At 31.1% G+C, this 19,597-nt stretch carries 16 protein-coding genes; 9 read left to right on the top strand and 7 right to left on the bottom strand.

All coding sequences use genetic code 11. The features are described 5' to 3' along the window. Nucleotides 1–3 precede the first annotated feature (3 nt). Together Q0C16_RS00785 and Q0C16_RS00790 are read right to left on the bottom strand one after the other, a co-directional pair. Nucleotides 4–1,527, bottom strand: coding sequence for an extracellular solute-binding protein (locus tag Q0C16_RS00785; RefSeq protein WP_292319133.1), 1,524 nt, complete (start codon nucleotides 1,525–1,527; stop codon nucleotides 4–6). Between the two features lie 76 nt (nucleotides 1,528–1,603). Next, a complete protein-coding gene (locus tag Q0C16_RS00790; protein WP_292319134.1) occupies nucleotides 1,604–3,631 on the bottom strand; it encodes a glycoside hydrolase family 13 protein in 2,028 nt (675 codons plus the stop codon). 206 nt (nucleotides 3,632–3,837) lie between these two features. On the opposite strand from Q0C16_RS00790, the gene Q0C16_RS00795 reads away from it, so the two are divergent. Both Q0C16_RS00795 and Q0C16_RS00800 read left to right on the top strand, forming a co-directional pair. Further along, nucleotides 3,838–5,955, top strand: coding sequence for a TIM-barrel domain-containing protein (locus Q0C16_RS00795; RefSeq protein ID WP_292319135.1), 2,118 nt, complete (start codon nucleotides 3,838–3,840; stop codon nucleotides 5,953–5,955). 583 nt (nucleotides 5,956–6,538) lie between these two features. Beyond that, entirely contained in the window at nucleotides 6,539–7,417 is an 879-nt protein-coding gene (locus tag Q0C16_RS00800) for a hypothetical protein (protein WP_292319136.1), read from the top strand. Here the strand turns inward: Q0C16_RS00800 and Q0C16_RS00805 are convergent. After that, nucleotides 7,383–8,285 (bottom strand): PfkB family carbohydrate kinase, encoded by a 903-nt coding sequence (locus Q0C16_RS00805; protein WP_292319137.1) that lies wholly within the window; start codon nucleotides 8,283–8,285, stop codon nucleotides 7,383–7,385. The genes Q0C16_RS00800 and Q0C16_RS00805 overlap by 35 nt on opposite strands. Before the next feature lie 126 nt (nucleotides 8,286–8,411). On the opposite strand from Q0C16_RS00805, the gene Q0C16_RS00810 reads away from it, so the two are divergent. Together Q0C16_RS00810 and Q0C16_RS00815 are read left to right on the top strand one after the other, a co-directional pair. After that, nucleotides 8,412–9,401: an ATP-binding cassette domain-containing protein gene (locus Q0C16_RS00810; protein WP_292319138.1), complete on the top strand. Its 990-nt coding sequence runs from the start codon at nucleotides 8,412–8,414 to the stop codon at nucleotides 9,399–9,401. After that, nucleotides 9,398–10,234 (top strand): ABC transporter permease, encoded by an 837-nt coding sequence (locus Q0C16_RS00815; protein ID WP_292319139.1) that lies wholly within the window; start codon nucleotides 9,398–9,400, stop codon nucleotides 10,232–10,234. The genes Q0C16_RS00810 and Q0C16_RS00815 overlap by 4 nt, the downstream gene beginning before the upstream one ends. Nucleotides 10,235–10,259: 25 nt before the next feature. Here Q0C16_RS00815 and Q0C16_RS00820 read toward each other — a convergent pair whose 3' ends face one another. Both Q0C16_RS00820 and hjc read right to left on the bottom strand, forming a co-directional pair. Beyond that, nucleotides 10,260–11,492 carry a citrate/2-methylcitrate synthase gene (locus Q0C16_RS00820; protein ID WP_292319140.1) on the bottom strand — a complete coding sequence of 411 codons (1,233 nt, stop codon included), beginning with the start codon at nucleotides 11,490–11,492 and terminating at the stop codon, nucleotides 10,260–10,262. Nucleotides 11,493–11,617: 125 nt separating this feature from the next. Beyond that, nucleotides 11,618–12,052, bottom strand: a complete 435-nt coding sequence (gene hjc / locus Q0C16_RS00825) for a Holliday junction resolvase Hjc (RefSeq protein WP_292319141.1) — start codon at nucleotides 12,050–12,052, stop codon at nucleotides 11,618–11,620. Between the two features lie 386 nt (nucleotides 12,053–12,438). Between hjc and Q0C16_RS00830 the strand changes: the two genes are divergently transcribed. Then, nucleotides 12,439–12,939, top strand: coding sequence for a hypothetical protein (locus Q0C16_RS00830; protein WP_292319142.1), 501 nt, complete (start codon nucleotides 12,439–12,441; stop codon nucleotides 12,937–12,939). 4 nt (nucleotides 12,940–12,943) lie between these two features. On the opposite strand, the gene Q0C16_RS00835 is transcribed toward Q0C16_RS00830, so the two are convergent. Continuing rightward, on the bottom strand, nucleotides 12,944–13,513 hold the full coding sequence (locus tag Q0C16_RS00835) for a class II aldolase/adducin family protein (RefSeq protein WP_292319143.1): 570 nt from the start codon (nucleotides 13,511–13,513) through the stop codon (nucleotides 12,944–12,946). A gap of 102 nt (nucleotides 13,514–13,615) precedes the next feature. Next, entirely contained in the window at nucleotides 13,616–15,217 is a 1,602-nt protein-coding gene (locus Q0C16_RS00840) for a radical SAM protein (RefSeq protein WP_292319144.1), read from the bottom strand. A gap of 396 nt (nucleotides 15,218–15,613) precedes the next feature. Here Q0C16_RS00840 and Q0C16_RS00845 point away from each other — a divergent pair, with 396 nt between their 5' ends. From Q0C16_RS00845 to sufB, 4 genes are read left to right on the top strand one after another with little or no spacing between them, the layout of a single operon-like run. Next, nucleotides 15,614–16,951 (top strand): lyase family protein, encoded by a 1,338-nt coding sequence (locus Q0C16_RS00845; protein ID WP_292319145.1) that lies wholly within the window; start codon nucleotides 15,614–15,616, stop codon nucleotides 16,949–16,951. Continuing rightward, nucleotides 16,935–17,330: a HEPN domain-containing protein gene (locus tag Q0C16_RS00850; protein WP_292319146.1), complete on the top strand. Its 396-nt coding sequence runs from the start codon at nucleotides 16,935–16,937 to the stop codon at nucleotides 17,328–17,330. The genes Q0C16_RS00845 and Q0C16_RS00850 overlap by 17 nt, the downstream gene beginning before the upstream one ends. Before the next feature lie 59 nt (nucleotides 17,331–17,389). Further along, nucleotides 17,390–18,139 carry a Fe-S cluster assembly ATPase SufC gene (gene sufC / locus Q0C16_RS00855; RefSeq protein WP_292319147.1) on the top strand — a complete coding sequence of 250 codons (750 nt, stop codon included), beginning with the start codon at nucleotides 17,390–17,392 and terminating at the stop codon, nucleotides 18,137–18,139. Beyond that, the gene (gene sufB, locus Q0C16_RS00860) at nucleotides 18,140–19,597 is read left to right on the top strand and encodes a Fe-S cluster assembly protein SufB (RefSeq protein ID WP_292319148.1); all 1,458 of its coding nucleotides are present in this window, start codon (nucleotides 18,140–18,142) and stop codon (nucleotides 19,595–19,597) included.

The following is a 19,597-nucleotide window of genomic DNA, read 5'->3' on the forward strand; positions in this document are numbered from 1 at the left end:
ACCTCAATACTTTGTTGAAAATTCTTGCAATAAATACAAAGAATTAGGTAGTGGAATTGGTGATAGTAAACCGGATTGCTGTAATGCTTGTATAAATGCTTGTTCCATTCCTTGAGCTGCTTGTGTTGCATTTATTTTGCTGGCAAAGAATTCACTAGCATATTGATGGAATGAGGACCAATAAGAACCCATTTGCGGTATATTTGGCATTATCATTCCATGAGTTTCTTGTTCTAAAATGCCTTTCTTTATATTGTTTAAACACAATATAGTTGTATTAGTTGTATTGGTTTCACTTAATTCTTTTAAAGCTGTGTTGTATGCAGAAGTTAAAGCTGGAATATCCCCAGCTATATTCCATAACCTCATTTCTGCTGAATAGTTTGTTACAAATTCTATGAATAATAATGAAGCATTTATTTGTGCAGGTGTTGCCCCAGATGCTGATGGAGTTGTTATTACCCAATCTTGTGCACCAACAAATGGAGTTGCATACAGTCCAGTTTGGCTAACAACTGGTAAGGGTGCTGCACCTAAATTACAGCCCAAAGCGCTGAAATAATTTCCTAAATCCCATGGTCCGTCAAAAATTATAGCTGTTTGATTAGATGTAAATAGTTCACCTTCTGCACCTCCTGCTCCAGGCGATGGTGCTAAGTAGTTTATTTTTAAATTATAAGTTAAATTATACCAGAAGTTTAATGCATTAACCATAGCTGTTGAATTCAAATCTGGATATATTTTTCCATTTATTGTAGTAAATATTTGTCCACCATAACCAGCAAACCATGCAGCAAATCTATAACCATATTCATCTGATGCACCGTAAGCAATACCCCATATATGGTATGTTTTGTTAACATTTTCAGCAATTTGTATTAATTGATTTGTTGTATTTGGTGGTTCTGGCACAAATTTCTTATTGTAGAACATTACAATGGAGTTTTCATCATCAGGCAAACCATATACTGAACCATTAAGCATTGAGTCCTGAATTGTAACATTTATGTATCTTGCAAAATAACTCTTAGGTAAGTATTGAGATAAATTCAATAACCATCCTGATGCAAATGCTACGCCTGCTGAATCACTTGATACTCTTAGCACATTAGGAGCATCTCCAGCCTGTACTTCACTTTGGTAATTGCTTGCGGAGTCTTGAGCACCATACTCTACATTTACATGAATCCATGGATATTGTTGTTCGAATGCAGCTATTGTTTGATTAAATGCAGCATTTTCTGATGTACTATAAGAATCTGCAACAGTTATTGTTACAGGAGTATGAGTTGTTGTGGTAGTCGTTGTTGTCGTAGTGGTCGAAGTCGTTGGAGGTGGTGTTGTCGTAGTCGTGGTAGAAGTTACTGGAACAGAAGAAGTAGTCGTTGCAACAGGTGTAGTTGAAGTCGTAGTAATATGCTTTCTTGTTGCATAATATGCCCCAACTCCTGCTGCTATTATTACTATTACAACGACTATAACTATTGCTGCTATCGCAGTTCCACTTAAGGACCTATACTTACCCATAATTTCACCCAAAGTTATCTAATTATATTGTATACACAAAGGAGTATAAATATATTTACGGTTTATATTAAAAAAATTAATATTGTAAATTTGAGAGGGCTATTACATAACCGTTTAATTTGTTTTCATTATATCCTTCTTGAATAATGATTTTATGGTTATCTATTTTTATTCCGCTAATCTCTTTTCTACTTATATAAGCAATAATTTCATCTTTTTTGAATCTTCTTTTTATAATTAACCCATCATTATTTAAAGCATTTGATACAAATGAACCATATTTTAAAGTTGAATTATTTAGCCTTATTTTATTTAATTCTTTTATTAATAAATATATTTCTTTATTCCATTTGTTTTCATTCCAAATCATAGGTTTTCTATTATCAGGATCCTTTTGACCTGATAAACCTATTTCATCCCCATAATATATGCTGGGAGATCCATAAATGGAATACATTATTACATAAGCTCTTTTTACTTTATCAACATCATAGCCTAAAACATTAATAATCCTTGGAGTATCATGGCTTCCCAACAAGTTATACATAGAATTTGAAACATTAACAGGTAACTTCATATATTGTTTATTTAAATGTTCTGATAGTTCGTAAGCACTAATTTCATTTATTAAAAATTTTATTATCTTTTCTCTTATTTCGTAATTCATTGCAGAATCAGCAATTTTTCCTAGGGGAAAATCTGATGAATTTCCCATAATTTCCATTATTGTTACTGATTCCTTTTCTCTATGAGCGCATTCTTTTAAAAATTCCATTGATTTATCTGGTATTCCATGAGCAACATCAACTCTTATGCCATCAACCCCAAAACTTAACCATCTCTTAACTATTTCACAAAAATGGTTATCAACATCTATGTTATTATGATTTAGTTTCGGCATTGACCATAAATTGAAGAAAGATTCGTAAAATGGCTTTAAGCTTTTTAATTCTTGAGGCAGTTTCTGACAGTTGTTATCTATATAATTTTTAAAAAAGTTCATTGTTTCTTCATTTACTTCCTTTAAATCCTCTACTAAAAACCTGTACCAATTCTTTTTTTCAGAATTAAAGTCTCTTAAAGCCTCTTTGAATTCCTTTGCACAAGGGGATGTATGATGAGCTACAATATCTATAACTATTTTCAAACCTTTTTTATGTGCTTTTTCTATTAAATCTTTAAATTTCTCATTCCCACCTAAGTTAGGATCTACATTAAAGTGATCTATAACATCATATCTATGATAACTGGGAGATACATATATAGGAGTTAAATAAATTGTTTCTATTCCTAGGTCTTTTATGTAATCAATTTTGTTTATTATATCATCAATCTTACCACCAATCTTTGTTGGTAACCTTTCCTTATAATCAAAATCTTTTGATAAAAAGCTATCAGGAAAAATTAAATAATAAATCGTTCCTACATACCATGGTATTTCTTTTTCTCCATCAGAAACATAAAATGGTTTATCGTCATCAAAACCATCAAAACCAAAGTACTTTTCTCGATTATCAATAATCAGCTTAAATTTATAAGCTTTTATATCGTTATCTGCTATTGCCTCGTAATAATCCCTGTAATTATCTGAATAAACTTTTTCTGCTTTTATTTCATTCCAACTTTTCCCGTTAAAAAACATTAAATATATATCATCGATTTGATCTTTTATTGTAAAAATTCTTATATGATATCTATTCCCAAGTTTTGATATAAAAGAAGGCATAGTCTCATCATGTATTATGAGCTCATCAGATAAACCGTTTTTTATTGAGTCTCTTAAATCTTGAAGACCTATATTAGCTATAGATGACAAGGTATCAAAAGGATAAATTTTTATGAATTCATGATCTTCCACTTCAAAATCAGTTAAAACATTGTAGTAATTATCAAAATAAAAATATTTATAAATACCTTCCCATATTTTTAGGGAAACTGAGCCCCTATTTCCTTCTTTTTTTAGTTCAAACCTACCTGGAAAGTAAGAAGTAAACTCGGATGCCAAATAAAGCCTTTTTGCCTTTTCAGGCCATGGGATACTGAAGGTTACTATTGGCTCTCCAAATCTTTTTCTTCCAAGCCGAGGTCTATAGTATTTATACATTTTAATCACTCAGCATCTTACTTTTTAATTTATGTGTTGACGATTATTATTAATAAATTGATGGATTAAAATTTTTAATGGATTCAATATTTAAAAACCTTATCGAGCACCATGAGGCCTATTTGTCTTTTTTCGGATAATCTCTTATCTGAGTATAAACGTATAAATTATTAATAAAATAATATTGTTAGAATCAGGTGAAAAAAATGGCAACATTAAAATTTGACGAGTCGAAATTTAAAACTTTATCCTTTCACCCATATAAAAGAAGATTTTTTAAAGATGGATGTATTTATTCAGACTATGGCAAATTATGTTATTCATTGGTTGATGATGGTATTTTAAGGATTGGCAATAGAATTAATGGAAACGTAAATAGTTCATTTACTACAAATAGCTATAGAGTTCATTTACTACCAAAATTGCTAATCTTTAATAATGATAAGGTTCTTGAAGAGTGGGGAACTGGAGAAAATGAAGGAGAGAGACCATGGTTTGATCCATTGTTTGATCCTTCATTAGAATGGTATGATAAGACAACAATAACAACTGGCGTTTTAACTTGTAAAGATGGTAAAACTTGTTTTTCCTTTTCCGTATCTTTATCTGGCGATGAACCTATATATGGCTTGGGTGAGCATTTTGGACATATAAATAAAAGGGGTTATGATTTTATAACCTGGGCTTCAGATATGCCTTCAACTCCTAATTATGCAACCTATATTCCAATACCCTTCATATGGTCTGTAAAGGGTTGGGGTCTTTTAATAAACAGTTCTTCACCAGTTTATTTTGATATAGGAAAAACTTCTTATGATAGGCTTTTAATTATAACAAGGGATTATTTCGATTCATATCTATTTTTAGGTAATGTAAAGGAAATATTTAAGAAATTATATAGTATAACAGGTAAACCAAAAAATGAATTACCTAAGTGGAGCTTTGGTTTTTGGCAGAGCAAATGCGCCTATAGAAATCAGGATGAAGTATTAAGTGTTGCAGAAGAATTAAGAAAAAGAGATTTTCCAAGTGACGTTATTCATATAGACCCTCCATGGATGGGAAACTGGGATAAATTCAGTTGCGATACAGTGGATTTAGAATGGGATAAAAAAGCATTTCCAAATCCTGATGAAATGATAGAAAAATTACATAAAATGGGATTCAAGCTTTCTTTATGGATAAACCCTTATATAGAGCCTGGGACAAAGTTATGGAATATTATGAAAGATAAGCTGTTAAAATCATCAAATGGAGGCCATGCAGTTCCTCTAGCAGATTGCCAAAAAAGAGAAAATGCTGGAATACCGGATCTGTTTGATGAAGAAGGCTTTTCAAGGTATAAAAAAGTCTTAAAGGAGCTAGTTTTAAAATATGCTGATGTAATTAAAGCCGATTATGGAGAAGCAATACCTTTTGATGCAATATCAAAAAGTTTAAGAGGGGAGGAACTTCACAACCTTTTTCCCTTATATTATATGAGAGCTGTTTATGAGGCAACTAAAGAGAATAAAGGATATGGAATAGTTTGGGGTAGATCTGGCTATACAAGTATTTGGCAATATCCATTAAACTGGGGAGGTGATCCTCCATCAACTTGGGAAGGACTTAGGCAGGCTTTAAGAGGACTTTTATCTTTTCATTCATCAGGAGGAATTTTTGCATCATTTGATATTGGAGGTTTTATTGGAAAACCAAGTGAAGAACTTTACATAAGGTGGTTGCAAGCAGGTATAATGATAAGTCATGTAAGAGCCCATGGAAATAGCGAGAGAGAACCATGGAAGTATAATGAAGAAATAACTAAAAAAATGATAAAATTAAGATATAAGCTATTACCATACATATATAGTGAATCCATAAGATCTATAAAAGAAGAGACTCCTCTTATTAGGCCATTGTTCTTTGAAAATGATGATCCTAACACTTATAATATAGATGACGAGTTTTATTTAGGTAATAGTCTATTGGTTGCACCTATAATGGAAAAAGGAGGTAAGAGAAAAGTCTATTTGCCAGAGGGTTACTATATTGAATTTTTTTCAAATAAGTATTTTGAAGGAGGAAAATGGTATAATTTATCTTATAATTTAGATGAGTTTCCATTATTTGTTAAGCTAAACTCAATTATTCCAATGCTAAAGAATGAAATCTCTTATATAGAAGAAAAGATGTTTAATAATATAGAATTTCACGTATATGGAAATAATGCAAAAATGGATTATTATGATAAAGGAGTTGAGGCTGAAATAATATGCAAAAATAAAGAATGCAAAACAATTAACTTACCAAAAGATATTGAGTATGTTTTTGTTTACCATTAAATTATTCAACAATGTACTGCTAGATTTTCATATCCAGTTGGAACAATCACAACAATTTTCTTTATACCTGTATTTCTCAATATTTCAACGCTGTAATCTAATAATTACCTTCCTACAACTTCCAAAAAAGATTTTGATTTTCCTTTTGTTAAAGGCAAGGGCTTTTTGCCATATCCTTCAGCCAAAACTACTCTCAGCATTACCCTACTCAACAGTTTCAGTTTTAGCCAAATTCCACTGGCTTATCCAGATTATAACCGTTTGTCCCTACACTTTCATTTCAACCATCTTACCTTCATTCATGATCTAGCGTAGGGACTTAGTCCTCGGCCTCACGCTCAGGGAACATCACGTGCAGGTCATGGGACTCCTTCGAGCCTAACGGTACGGGACTCACATATCTGCTTTACCTTACCTTTTAGACATAGCCCACATCGGTATGGGGGTGTCTTTATTTAGAGCTATTATAAAAAGATTTAAAAACATTTCTGCTAACATGAAAAAGGATTCGCACTATTAATGCATAAGATTTTTATTAACATATTTATACTTTCTTTAAATTAATTAACTTATAGGTGAAAAAATGGTTTCAATGCTAATAACTGGGTCATCAATATTCACAGGAAAAGAATTGATAAGAGATGGCTACGTTTTCATTGAAGATGGTAAAATAAAAGAAGTTGGAATTCAGCCAGTTCCTGATGAAATAAGTGAACCTTCTTTAGTTTTAGGAGGAAAAGGTAGGATTATTGCTCCGTCTCTAACAGCTATAGCAGATATATCAACCTTCTTAATCAGATTTTTTAATTTAAAGATGAACAAAAGAATAGAATTGTACAAGATGCTTAGTAAAAAGGACTTGTTTACTTTATCTTTGCCAAGCATTTATGAGCTAAACATGCATGGAGTTACAACAATATTTGCTGAGTCTATAGACGTTTCGTATATCATTGATCTTCAAGATAAATTAGGAGGATTCTTTGGCATAGCTGCGCCATCTTGTATGGATAATATATCAGTACCACCAAGCCTCAGTGGAAAAATAGAAGTTAGCGGCTATGGTTGTGATGGAAAAGGAATTAGTGAGGATTCTAATGATTACTTAACATTATTAGGCAAGAGAAGTTATAATTTATCAAAAATAGAAAATGTTTATGAAAAAAGCGAAAAGATAAGGGCTTTAGCCGGTTTACCTCCAAATATAATAAAGGAAAACAATAAAGCTGAAATTGTTGTTTATGATACGTCTAGACCACCAGCGATGAATTATTATAAAGGAACATTAGATTATATAAAAAATATATATAATGAAAACGCAATAATAGAAAGCCTCTTAGCTGGAGAAGACGTTTTAATAGATATAGGAGGCCATTTAAGGATAGGTCAAAAACATCTAAGCGAAGCCGAAAGTCTTATAGAAAAAATAGTTAATAATGCAAAATTTCAACAAATTTTAGCTTAGATTCAATTTCATCTAAATAAGGCATGTTACTGCTTCCCAACTTTTCTACTTTAGCAGATCCAGCCGATATGGCATATTTTAATGCCTCATTAATATCACCTGTGCTTTTATAAAAAATGTTAAAGGATGCATTAAAGGCATCTCCTGCACCAGTTGGATCAATCTGATTTATTGTAGTCTCTATTTTACCTAAAATTTTTTTGTTTTTGTTTATAATTTCCGCTCCTTTTGATCCTTTCTTTATAGCTATAAATTCTAACCCATAGTTTTTAAACAACTTATTAACATCTAAATCTAAGCATGAGAACTCATTTTCATTTATTAATAACCAGTTGATATATTTTATGTTGTTAATAATTTTTTCTTTATTATAGCATGCTTCTCCACCAGGGTCATAGCTAATTGTTTTTGTTTTATTCGCATATTTGGCATATTTAATTAAATCTGGGTCAACACTAGAAAAATGTATGTGGTCTCCATCAATTTTTTCATTGCTTAATCTTAACCCTTTGTTAGCATTTCTTGCTGTAATCATTGTTCTTGTTGATTTCTTGCTATTAACTATTATCATTACCATACCCGGTTTTTCTTTTGAAATTTCGACAGATGAAACGTCTACGCCCTCTTCTTTTAATTTATCTAAAAATCCATATTTGACTATATCTTCTCCAGTTCTCGCTATAAGTTTGGCTTTATGATTTAATCTAGATACTGCTATAGCGTAGTTTGTGGCAGCTCCGCCTAAACCTATCCATACATCTTTTGCAACAACATTAAAGTCCGGTTTTAATTCTTCTTCAATTATTGATATAAAATCTATATTTATGTTACCAATTGCTATATGAGTTTGTTTTTTATTATATTCCATTTTTCATCAATATTTGTTTTGTTTTCTGGATAAAATTAACTATATGATAAATTATTTATATATACTTTTCTAATATATAGCAATATTTATATATTATTTTTATATACATTAATCCGGGTGAAACAAATGGAAACTGCTATTGAAGTCAAAGATTTAACCAAAAAGTATGGAAACTTTGTTGCTGTAGATCATATCAACTTTACAATCAATAAGGGTGAAATATTTTCTTTATTGGGCCCTAATGGAGCAGGTAAAACTACAACAATTGGAATGCTATCAACAATAAAAAGACCTACAGAAGGTGATGCTTATATATTAGGATATAGCATAGTTAAACAAAAGTATTATGTTAGAAAAATTATTGGAGTTTCTCCTCAAGATTTAACTGCAGATGATGAATTAAGCGGTTATGAAAATGTATTGATTATGGCTAAGCTTTTTGGCTATAAGGGTAAAGAAGCAGAAGATAGATCAGAATGGGCTTTAAAGTTTATGGATTTGTGGGACAGCGCTTTTAGAAGGGTAAGAGAATATAGCGGAGGTATGAGAAGGAGATTAGAAATAGCTATGAGTATAGTGCATAATCCATCTGTTATATTTTTAGATGAACCCACTGTAGGTCTTGATGTGCAATCAAGAAGGCATATTTGGGAACTCGTTAGAGAGCTTAAGAAAAATGGAACAACTGTTTTGCTTACAACCCACTATATGGAAGAGGCTGAGGCATTATCAGATAGGGTAGCAATAATAGATCATGGAAAAATTATAGCTATAGGAACTCCTGATGAACTCAAAGCTAAAATAAAAGGCGATAGAATTTATATATTAGTTAAAGAAAATGATCAATTGAATGAGATTATTAATAAAATCAATGATATAATCCCTAATTCAGCAATAAAAATAGATAATCAAATTTTAGTTAAAACTGAATCATCAAGTGAATTACTTCCGCAACTTATTAAGATATTATCAGGCTACGATGTTGTTGAGCTTAAAGTGGTGAAACCAAATTTAGAAGAAGTGTTTTTAGAGTTAACAGGTAGAGAGCTTAGGGAAGAAGAGGGAGGATTTGATAGATTTAAATATATGAGAGTTACAAGGGGTGCTAGAAGATGATTCAGGAAGTTTATACATTGACTATTAGGGAACTTAAAAAGTGGTTAAGTAGAAGGGGTACATTTGTAGTGTCTTTAATAACTCCATTGTTCTGGTTAGGCTTATTTGGAAAGAGTCTTAACTTTGCTCAGATGTTTGCCCCAACAAATATACCCCCACAATACTCATCTTTAATTTCTAAATATGTTGACCAACAACTGTTAAACTTGTTCGGTACAACAAGTTACTTTACCTATCTCGCAAGCGGAATGTTAGTTGTATTTGGATTTTTCCAAAGTGTTTTTGGCGGAACAAACCTAGTTTTCGAAAAGAGGTTAGGCTACTTAAATAGATTATTAATGACTCCAACGCCAAGATCAGGTATATTTTTATCAAAGGTGTTTGGAACTCTAATCAGAATATTATTTTATGAGACCGTATTAATATTAATAGCTTGGGGACTAGGGATTAAATTCAAGCCAGGATTAACAGTAGTAAACATATTATTAGCTGGTATTGCAATAATATTTGTTGCTATAGGGTTTGTAAGCATCTTTGCAGCAATAGCATTTAATGTTGATAATGTTGAAATTATGTTTGCTATAGTAAACTTAATTAATTTGCCATTAATGTTTGCGTCAAGCGCGCTATTTCCATTAAAACAAATGCCTAGTTGGTTACAAGAAGTAGCCAAATTTAACCCAATAACTTATGCCGCAGACATAGTTAGATATAATTTAGTAGGTACACCTATAAGCAATTATTTATTGAGCTGGATAATTCTTATAGTCATATCAATAACTCTATTTGTAATAGGAATGCTAGTTAGTATAAATGCAATGGAAAAAGCATAAAAAAATAAAAAAATAAAAAAATAATTTACTTTCTTTCTGACATAGGAACGTACTTAAGTCCTACTGGCCCTTTATAATCTTCTGTTGGCCTCATTATCTTGTTTTTCTTCGTGTCTCCTTCACCAACCTGTTCTATGTAATGAGCTGACCAACCAACAATTCTACCCATTGCAAATATTGGTGTGTACATAGGTATTGGAATACCAAGTTGATAGTAAAGTACACCTGTGTATAAGTCTATATTTGCAGGTAAGTTCTTTTCTTTCTTCATGACTTCTTCAGACTTTTTAAGAACGTTTAACCACATTTCTCCGTCTTTCAATTGTTTAACGAATTTCCCTGCAACGTCTGTTCTTGGGTCATGTACCTTGTAAACTCTGTGTCCAAATCCCATGATTAATTCTTTTTTAGCAAGCTTATCTTTTATATATTCTTCTATGTATTGATCTAATGAAACCCCTTTAGCCTTAGCCTTAGCTAAAGCGTCTAAGAACATTGCCATCGCTTGTTCGTTTGCACCTCCATGTAATGGGCCTTTTAGTGCACCAATACCTGCTGCTATAGCGCTGTATATATCTGTTAAAGTGCTAGCAACTACTCTTACAGTAAATGTGCTCGCATTAAATCCGTGATCCATATATAACACTAAAGTGCTCTCAAATGCTCTTGCCTCCAAATCCGATGGCATTCTACCTAATATCATTCTTAAGGCATCTTTACCATGAGGCAAACTCGGATCAGGTCTATATAATTGACCATCCCTAGATAAGTGCCATCCAGCAGCAAAGAAAACTGGCATTGCGGCTATTAACCTTAATGCATGATCATATAATAAATCTCTTTCAAACTTCCATTCTGGAGCAAAGTATTGACCCATCATACTTACTGCAACTTGGGCATAATACATAGGATGCGTTGCAGGCACATATTTTAATGCATCAAATATTTTTTCAGGGATCTGTCCTCTATACGTATCAATTTTATTCTTTATTTCTTTATATTCACTTTCATTAGGTAAGTGACCATATAGTATTAAATGTGCCGCTTCATAGAAATCGGCATGTTCTCCTATATCATCAATTGTATACCCTCTATATATGGTGCTTGTACCTTTTGGATCTACTCCGCTCACATTAGTTGTGTCAGTGATAACATCAACTAATCCTTTTGGTACTCTTATATAATAACCTTGTTGTGGAGGAGTTAAGAATTTCCCTAATGGAGTTTCCTCAACCTCACATTCTATCTTACTGGTCATAATTCAGACCCATTTTATAATTGTTTTAATAAATACATAAATCTTTAAAATAAAATGTTATGAACATATGTTATTTAAAATCTAAAAATTTTTACCATTTAAAAGATTTAAAATCTAAAAATTTGTTACTTATTTTTTAAAAATTCTTCCATATCCTTATGTTTTTTAAATAGCGCTTCTTCCAAATCTCTAAACCTAAGACCTTCTCCTGGATTCTCAAGTTTAAAGCTGTTTCCTTTACTTTCTAAATTATCTATAAAATGAAATCTCCATTCCTTTCTTGATGATTTAAAAGCAATAATGGGTATACCTAAAGATCTTTTCGAAAATTCCATTAAATTTAAAATTTGAGAGGAATCAATATAAAGAGGCGAATCATTTCTCTTACTTTTTACTTCTATTACTAAAATTCTTCCATCCTTTATAGCAACCAAATCAGGTTGATATCTTTTAGAAACCCCTCCTCCGCTTGATGGACCTCTAACAACAGCATAACCATTTTGCCAAAATAAATTAGCTAGTTCGTTTTCCAATCTAGTTGCTTTAGCTTTTGGCTTCATCTTCTCACACTATTTAAAATATTAACCTGAAAATTTATTTCCATTTTAAGTTTCTTATCGTTGATTAAACGTATCTTAATTTTTTTTCTTTATGTGCAAATCTTATATAATATTACCTCATTAACTCCAAAGTTTTGTATTTTGTTTAAATTATGATCGAAGAGTGTTCTCTTCAATTATAACGTGAAACCTAATTTTTTAATTTAAAAATACAATATCATAATACATAATACCTCACATAAATTGTGAAATTTTGAGATAGCAAGAAAACTCTCCTATTTTTGAAAAAGATCATAACCATAATTACTAGATAAGCATAATTGTATTTATAAAATCATATGATTTATTTTTAAACTTAAACCTAACTAAAAATAACAGGGATAGCTATGTCATCTTACAAATTTGAAGATAGAAGGAAATTGGTTTCCTATTTTAAAAAAGAAGCCAAAAGAGAGATAGAATATTCTGAGAAAATAAAAAATACAAGTAATAATTCTGTAAATCCTATAGTTAGATTAATTATGGACGCTGTAGCACAAGATTCTATTAAGCATTCAAAAATATATGAAACTATGGCATTAATAATTGAAAATCCTCAGCTTATTACAGAAACTGAATCCAAAATGGTTTTAGATGATATGAAGAAACATATAGAAATGGAAAAAGAATCTATAAATGAACTTAATGAACTACTAAAAAACGATGCAATAAAAAACGATAAACCATTAAAGTTTTTAATAGACATGTTACTTAGAGATGAAAAACTTCATCATGCAATGTTATCTGATATTTATAATTTATTAATAAAGAATATTACTTTAACAGAAGAAGATATATGGCAACAAATATGGAATGATGCTATGTATCATGGAACGCCTGGAGGCTAGTTTTTCAAGATCCTTGCAATTGGATTAGTGATAAATCTTCAACAGCCTCAATAATTTCTAATGCATGATATATTGATTCATTCGAATATGAAACTATTCCATGATTATCTAATATAATCGCGTTACATCCCATTTTAGCGGCTTCTCCTACAGCATTGGCTAATTCTTCTGATCCAGGGGCTATAAGTGGAATTTCTTGTAAACATTTTATTCTTAAAGACGTTTCTGTTAAGTAATTCAAATCCAGCTTCATGCCTTTTTTAATTAATGCAAGTAGATATCGTGGATGTGCATGAACAACTGCTTTAGCGTCTTCAACATTTTTATAAATTGATAAGTGCATTCTCCATTCACTACTTGGTAAGCCTATAATTGCCTTTCCATCAAAATCTATAACAGCAACATCATTATTAGATATCTTATGTCTTGGAACACCTGTAGGGCTTATATAGACTAATTTGCTGTTTCTATCTATAAGGCTAGCATTTCCACCCCTAACTTGAACTAAATTTCTATTGTACATTAACTTCATTACATCACTAATCTGAGCTAAATAAAATTCATTTATATTCATCATAATCACCAAATGCTCTCTGTTTACTATATTATATCATTTTGTTTGATTCATTTTAAATTTATCTAGTTTTGAACCTTCATTTTGTTTTTTAATTAAAAATTAAGTTATACTTTCAATTAGGTTTTTGTTAAATGTTTCTTCACTTTCTGTCATTTCTTTTGTTTTTTCTATATAAGTTGTGCTATAATTTTTATATCTATTTATAACAAAGTCCATAATGTAATTGCCTATATTCAATATAAGAGATTTAATTATAGGATTATACATCTTGTCAACAGCTAAATTTAAGCTCCTCTTAGACTCTGATAAAGCCTTTATTAATGCTTCTCTAATAAATTCTCCTCTTAATGGGTTTTCTAGCAATTTATCTAATATTGTAAAGTCCCTATGCCTTAAAGCACCCATTGGTATGAAAGGTAATGGAAATGTAATAACTCTTAATTTCTTTAATTTGTCTAAAAGTTCCAAATCTTTAAGTATATCATCATCTTTTTCGCCAGGCAAATTTAATATAATGGTACCAACAACAATCCAACGATTATCATTAAGTATTCCTATTCCTTGTTCTACTACTTCTTGATAATTTTCAGGTTTAAATGGTAAAACTTTTCCTGGCATTAATTTCTTTAACAATCTTGGAGAACCAGTTTCTATACCCATCTCAATATAAGTCCATCTTCCACCTTCGTTTATATATTCACCTACCTCTTGAACCATTTTAGGAGATTCTAATACAACTGCCGCCGTTGTAAAATCCGTTGATATAGTATAATCATCTCCATAGGATTTAACTAATTTATAGGATTTTTTGACAAGATTTAAAACTTTTTCTGGATCAGGATCTATACCTTTAGCTCCATATCTAAAAAATTCTTCACTGTGTAAAGTAATATCCTTGGATCCACCTTTTTCTATGTTAATCTTAATTTCCTTTTCTATATGACCTTCAAATGGCAATGATTTTATCATACCGCTAAGTGTAGGAGTACAAAAACTACACCCTCTACCGCATCCCCTTGTTACTTCAACAAGACCTCCATTAGCTGGAGTTCTAATTATAGGAATTTTATCTAGAGGTGCAGGACCACCATAAACTATACTTGGGACATTGGCCCCATTGATTAAATCAAATACTACTCTAGGTCCTATCGACTCAAATTCTCCTTCATATACAACATCTATGCCTAATTTTTTATTATATCCGGTATCTGTTAATTGCCACGTTGCAGGACCTCCAACTAAAATTTTTATGTGTTTTCTATGTTTTAGTAAGGTTTTATTTATTAATATATTTAGAAAAGATCTTGATATATATGGAATACCCTTATAAGGCAAATTTGCAAGCTTTAATATCCAATATGTTATTCCGCTGCCGAAGCTTAGACCTAAGGGATCCATAACATATATTCCCAATATTCTTGTATTATCACCTATAAATCTATCAAGTTCATACGGGCTAGCTATTACTATATCTTCTCTTGGAATACCAAAATCTAGCAAAGCCGCTTCTACTTTTGAAAGACCATATGGAGCCTTTTTTGCAATTCCCTTTTTATTTTCTACTTTAAAATAAAAACTTGAAATAAATGGAGGCATGTAGTTATCGGGTAATGCACTAATAAACCCGGCAACGGTAGAACCAAGGGTCTCGCTCGCTGTTGCCCCTTCTGCAGTTAAAATTATTTTTACCCCTTTACTCACGATAACCACCAAATATTATTATTCTCTATATATTCATAATATATATTTATTGATGAAAGTAATAAACATTTATTAATACATAGTATATCAAGATAAAATTATTTTTCCCTTAAATATATTAAAATAAGTTAAATGGTGTAAAATGTATGATTAAATCAATTTTATGTGCCTGAATTACTGTATTTTAAAGGGTTTTCCAGAATCGATCATAATTTTGTTATCTATAGTTTTTATTATGTATGATTATGTATGTTTTATAACAAGATAATTTGATATGAAAATCTTTTTATTTATTGCTACTAATTATCTACCATGTCTTATATTAAAAATGTTTTTTAATTTAATATATAGATAGATATTAACTTTATTCTTAAAATCATAACATGGTGAGACACGTTGTCATATGAAGAAGAAGCAGAAAAATATTATCTAAAGACTGGACTTAAATTTCCGTTTAGTTTAATAAAGTCAATATCGTTAATAAAGGCCTCTGCTGCTATAGCAAATAAAGAACTAAAATTGTTAGATAGCGAGATTGCTGATGCAATAGTAAAAATATCTTTAATGCTTGCAAATGGAGAGTTTACAGATGAAATAAAAGTTGATGTATTTCAAACGGGATCTGGTACAGGAATTAATATGAATATTAATGATATAATATCTAGACATGCCTCTAAACTAATAAATAAAAATGTACATCCAAACGATCATGTAAATATGTCTCAAAGTAGTAATGATGTTATACCGTCAGCAATAAGAATAGCATCTTATTTAGAAGCTAAAGATGTTTTATCAAGCTTAGCAAAATTATTAAATATGCTATATGAATTCTCTGAAAAATACAAGGATTTTATAAAACCTGGCAGAACTCATTTGAGAGATGCTTTGCCTGTTACATTGGGTCAAGAGTTTTATGCCTATTATGAAGAATTCATTAAAGATAAGCAAGATCTGGAATATGCCATTAACCAAATATTAGAAATACCACTAGGCGGTACTGCTGTTGGAACAGGTATTAATAGTCATGAAAGATTCAAAGAAATAGCGATAAAAAATCTTAAAGAATTTCTGAATATAGATATAAAATCTTCAAAGTCTTTAATGAGGCCAATGAAGCTACTAAGCGATTTAATACTACTAAGCTCCGTATATAAGAAAATTGCTATAGACTTATGGAAAATAGGTAATGATATAAGATTGATGTTTTCGGGACCTAACACAGCTATAGGAGAAATCGATATGGAGATTAACTTAGCAGGAAGCAGTATAATGCCTGGAAAAATAAATCCAGTAACTGTAGAAGCTATTATGCAGGCATCTTCTGAGATATTAGGATTAGACAATGCAAATTCTTACATATCTTTATTAGGAGAATTCGAGCTAAATATGGGTAATCCATCAGTGATTTATAATATATCACTTCAATCTTTGTTATTAAGTGAGTCATTGAAAAAGCTTACAGAAGTCGTTTTACCAAGCATTAAACCATTGAGAGAAAGAATGAAGATGCTTGCTTTCAGTAGTCCATCCTTAATAACAATATTTTCTCCCTTAATAGGATATGAAAAAGCAAAAAGCCTATATGAAAGAATTAAAAACGGAGAAAGATTAGAAGATGTAGCCAAGGATTTGGGATTAGATGAAAAAACCATAAATTTGATTACTGATATAAATATATTAGTTAATCCAGGAATTCCAATACTTAAAGGGAAAAACATTGAATCAAATAAATGAATCGCTTAGGCTCATAAGGTCTGCAGAGAATCATTTAATTAATAAGGAATTTGGTATTTCTTGCTATGAGTCAAGAGTATCTGCAATAATTTCACTAAAAAAGTTAGCTGATTATTTAAACTTAGAGACAAAAAATAATACTCTAAGAGAATTATATAAACAAATTAATCGTTTTTTAAATCTAAATTCGATAAAATATTGCATAGATTATTTAGATAGTTTAAAAAATTTAGAAATTAGTCATTGTGATACATATTGTGCAGATGAGATTCCTGGATCAGAAATACTTGAATATGCTAATAAAGATGATGCCGAAAGAGCTATTAAATGCAGTAGAGAAATATACAACTTTTTATTAAATATAATAAATTTGAATTGAAAAGCTCTATATTTTAATTTATTAACTTTAACACCTGTTAAAGTAGGTGGGTAAAAGATATGCCATTAGAGACAATAGATTTAAACGTAACAATTGGGGATAAGCAGATATTAAATAACATGACTATTAAGCTTGAAAGAGGAGAAGTTCTAATTTTGATGGGACCCAACGGTAGTGGTAAAACAACTCTTGCTTTTGCATTGTTAGGACATCCAAAATATCAAATTAACAAAGGAAAAATAATTTTAGATAATAATGATATTACTGACTATCCAACATATCAGAGAGCTTTAATGGGATTAGGGCTAGCATTCCAAAATCCAGTTGAAATACCTGGATTAAGATTATCAATGTTACTAAATGCTATTCAAATGAAGAAAAGCGGCTCGAGTTTTGATATTTCATCGATAGATCCAAAATTAATTATTTGGGCAAGAAACAAAGCAAGAGAATTAGGACTTCAACCCTCATTTTTAGAAAGAGAAGTAAATGTAGGTTTTAGTGGTGGAGAGAAAAAGAGGTCAGAAATGTTACAAATATTAACTATGGATCCAAAATATATAATTTTAGATGAGCCTGATAGCGGATTAGATGTTGATGGCATAAAACTTATAGGAGAAACTATAGATAGTTTAAGATCTGCAGGAAAAGGAATTTTAATAATTACCCATCATGCAGAAATCACAAAGTTTGTTTCACCTGATAAAGTTATGATAATGTCTAAGGGAAAAATTGTGGACGAAGGCGGCATTGAGTTAATTAAAAAGGTTGAAGAATACGGATATAAAGATTATGAAGGGGTGCAATAAATGGGTTCTCCAATAGAATTAGCAAAGGATAAGGAATTAAAAGAAATAGTAGAGAATAAAGGTATAGAAGATATATTAGGCAAATCAGTTCCATATCCTAAAGACATTGAAATAAAAGGAAAGATAACGAAAGATATAATAGAAGAGATTTCAAAGTCTAAAAAAGAACCTCAATGGATGCTAAATCTTAGATTAAAAGCATTGGAGTTATTTGAAAAACTCCCAATGCCAAATTGGATAGCAGGAGTAGAAAGCATAGATTTAGAGGAATTCGCCCAATACGTTAAGCCTAAAGTAGAAGTTGCGGAAAATTGGGATCAATTACCTGATTGGATGAGAGATATGTATTCTAGGATAGGCTTACCAGAAACTGAAGCAAAGGTTTTATCAGGATTAACAGCAGTTTTCGATAGCGAAAATATTATTAGCAGACTTAAGGATGAACTTAAACAGAAAAATGTAATATTCATGCCTATGGATGAAGCAGTACAAAAATACCCTGATCTAGTCAAGGAATACTTTGGTAAAGAATTTCCTATGGCAGACCATAAGTTTGCTGCACTTCATTACGCATTATGGAGCGGGGGAGCTTTTGTTTACGTACCCAAAAACACAAAGATAGTGAACCCAGTTGAAGCATTTTTTATAATAGGAGGGGACATGGAAGGGCAATTTGAACATACATTACTTGTAGCAGATGACAACAGTTCTTTTGGAACAAGTTATATACACTTTATAGAAGGTTGTGCTGCTCCAGTATTAAGAAATTATAGTTTTCATGATGGAATGGTAGAAATTTATGCTGGTAAAAATTCTCAGGTATATTTTTCAACTCTACAAAATTGGAGCAGAAGCATAATCAATTTTAATAATAAGAGAGCTATAGCAGAAGAAAATGCTCATGTGGAATGGGTAGAAGGTAGCATTGGAAGTAAAATGACCTATACTTATCCTAGTACGGTGTTAAGAGGAAGAGGCGCTTCAACAAAAAACATTTCTATAGGCATTTCAAACGGTCCTTATATAAAAGATGTAGGCTCTAAAGCAATTCATGCTGCTCCAGATACTAAAAGTATGATTATATCAAAAAGTATAAGCTCAAATGGAGGGATAGCAACATATAGGGGACTAGTAAAGGTATTGAAAGGAGCTGAGAGAAGTTTTTCTCACGTGCAATGTGATAGTTTAATATTAGATGAAAAAAGTCAGGCATATACGTTACCAAGAAATGAGGTTGATGAGCCAACAGCAATAGTATCACATGAAGCAACGGTCGGTAGGCTTGGCGAAGATCAATTATTCTATATGGCTTCTAGAGGTATTAGAGAAGGAGAGGCTAAGGCATTAATTGTTAATGGTTTTATAAGGGACGTTTTGAAGAGCCTTCCATTAGAGACTGTAAGTATATTGACTAGAGTTATTGGGCTAGAATTTAGCGAATTAGGAAGCGTTGGGTGA

This window comes from Caldisphaera sp., assembly GCF_023256325.1.
Lineage (GTDB): Archaea > Thermoproteota > Thermoprotei_A > Sulfolobales > Acidilobaceae > Caldisphaera.

Bases quoted from the DNA above. Each gene is read 5' to 3' on its own strand.
- Q0C16_RS00805 (WP_292319137.1), bottom strand. From the start codon at position 8,285: ATGGAATATAATAAAAAACAAACTCATATAGCAATTGGTAACATAAAT.
- sufB (WP_292319148.1), top strand. From the start codon at position 18,140: ATGGGTTCTCCAATAGAATTAGCAAAGGATAAGGAATTAAAAGAAATA.
- Q0C16_RS00785 (WP_292319133.1), bottom strand. From the start codon at position 1,527: ATGGGTAAGTATAGGTCCTTAAGTGGAACTGCGATAGCAGCAATAGTT.
- sufC (WP_292319147.1), top strand. From the start codon at position 17,390: ATGCCATTAGAGACAATAGATTTAAACGTAACAATTGGGGATAAGCAG.
- hjc (WP_292319141.1), bottom strand. From the start codon at position 12,052: ATGAAGCCAAAAGCTAAAGCAACTAGATTGGAAAACGAACTAGCTAAT.
- Q0C16_RS00800 (WP_292319136.1), top strand. From the start codon at position 6,539: ATGGTTTCAATGCTAATAACTGGGTCATCAATATTCACAGGAAAAGAA.
- Q0C16_RS00790 (WP_292319134.1), bottom strand. From the start codon at position 3,631: ATGTATAAATACTATAGACCTCGGCTTGGAAGAAAAAGATTTGGAGAG.
- Q0C16_RS00810 (WP_292319138.1), top strand. From the start codon at position 8,412: ATGGAAACTGCTATTGAAGTCAAAGATTTAACCAAAAAGTATGGAAAC.
- Q0C16_RS00815 (WP_292319139.1), top strand. From the start codon at position 9,398: ATGATTCAGGAAGTTTATACATTGACTATTAGGGAACTTAAAAAGTGG.
- Q0C16_RS00820 (WP_292319140.1), bottom strand. From the start codon at position 11,492: ATGACCAGTAAGATAGAATGTGAGGTTGAGGAAACTCCATTAGGGAAA.
- Q0C16_RS00830 (WP_292319142.1), top strand. From the start codon at position 12,439: ATGTCATCTTACAAATTTGAAGATAGAAGGAAATTGGTTTCCTATTTT.
- Q0C16_RS00795 (WP_292319135.1), top strand. From the start codon at position 3,838: ATGGCAACATTAAAATTTGACGAGTCGAAATTTAAAACTTTATCCTTT.
- Q0C16_RS00835 (WP_292319143.1), bottom strand. From the start codon at position 13,513: ATGAATATAAATGAATTTTATTTAGCTCAGATTAGTGATGTAATGAAG.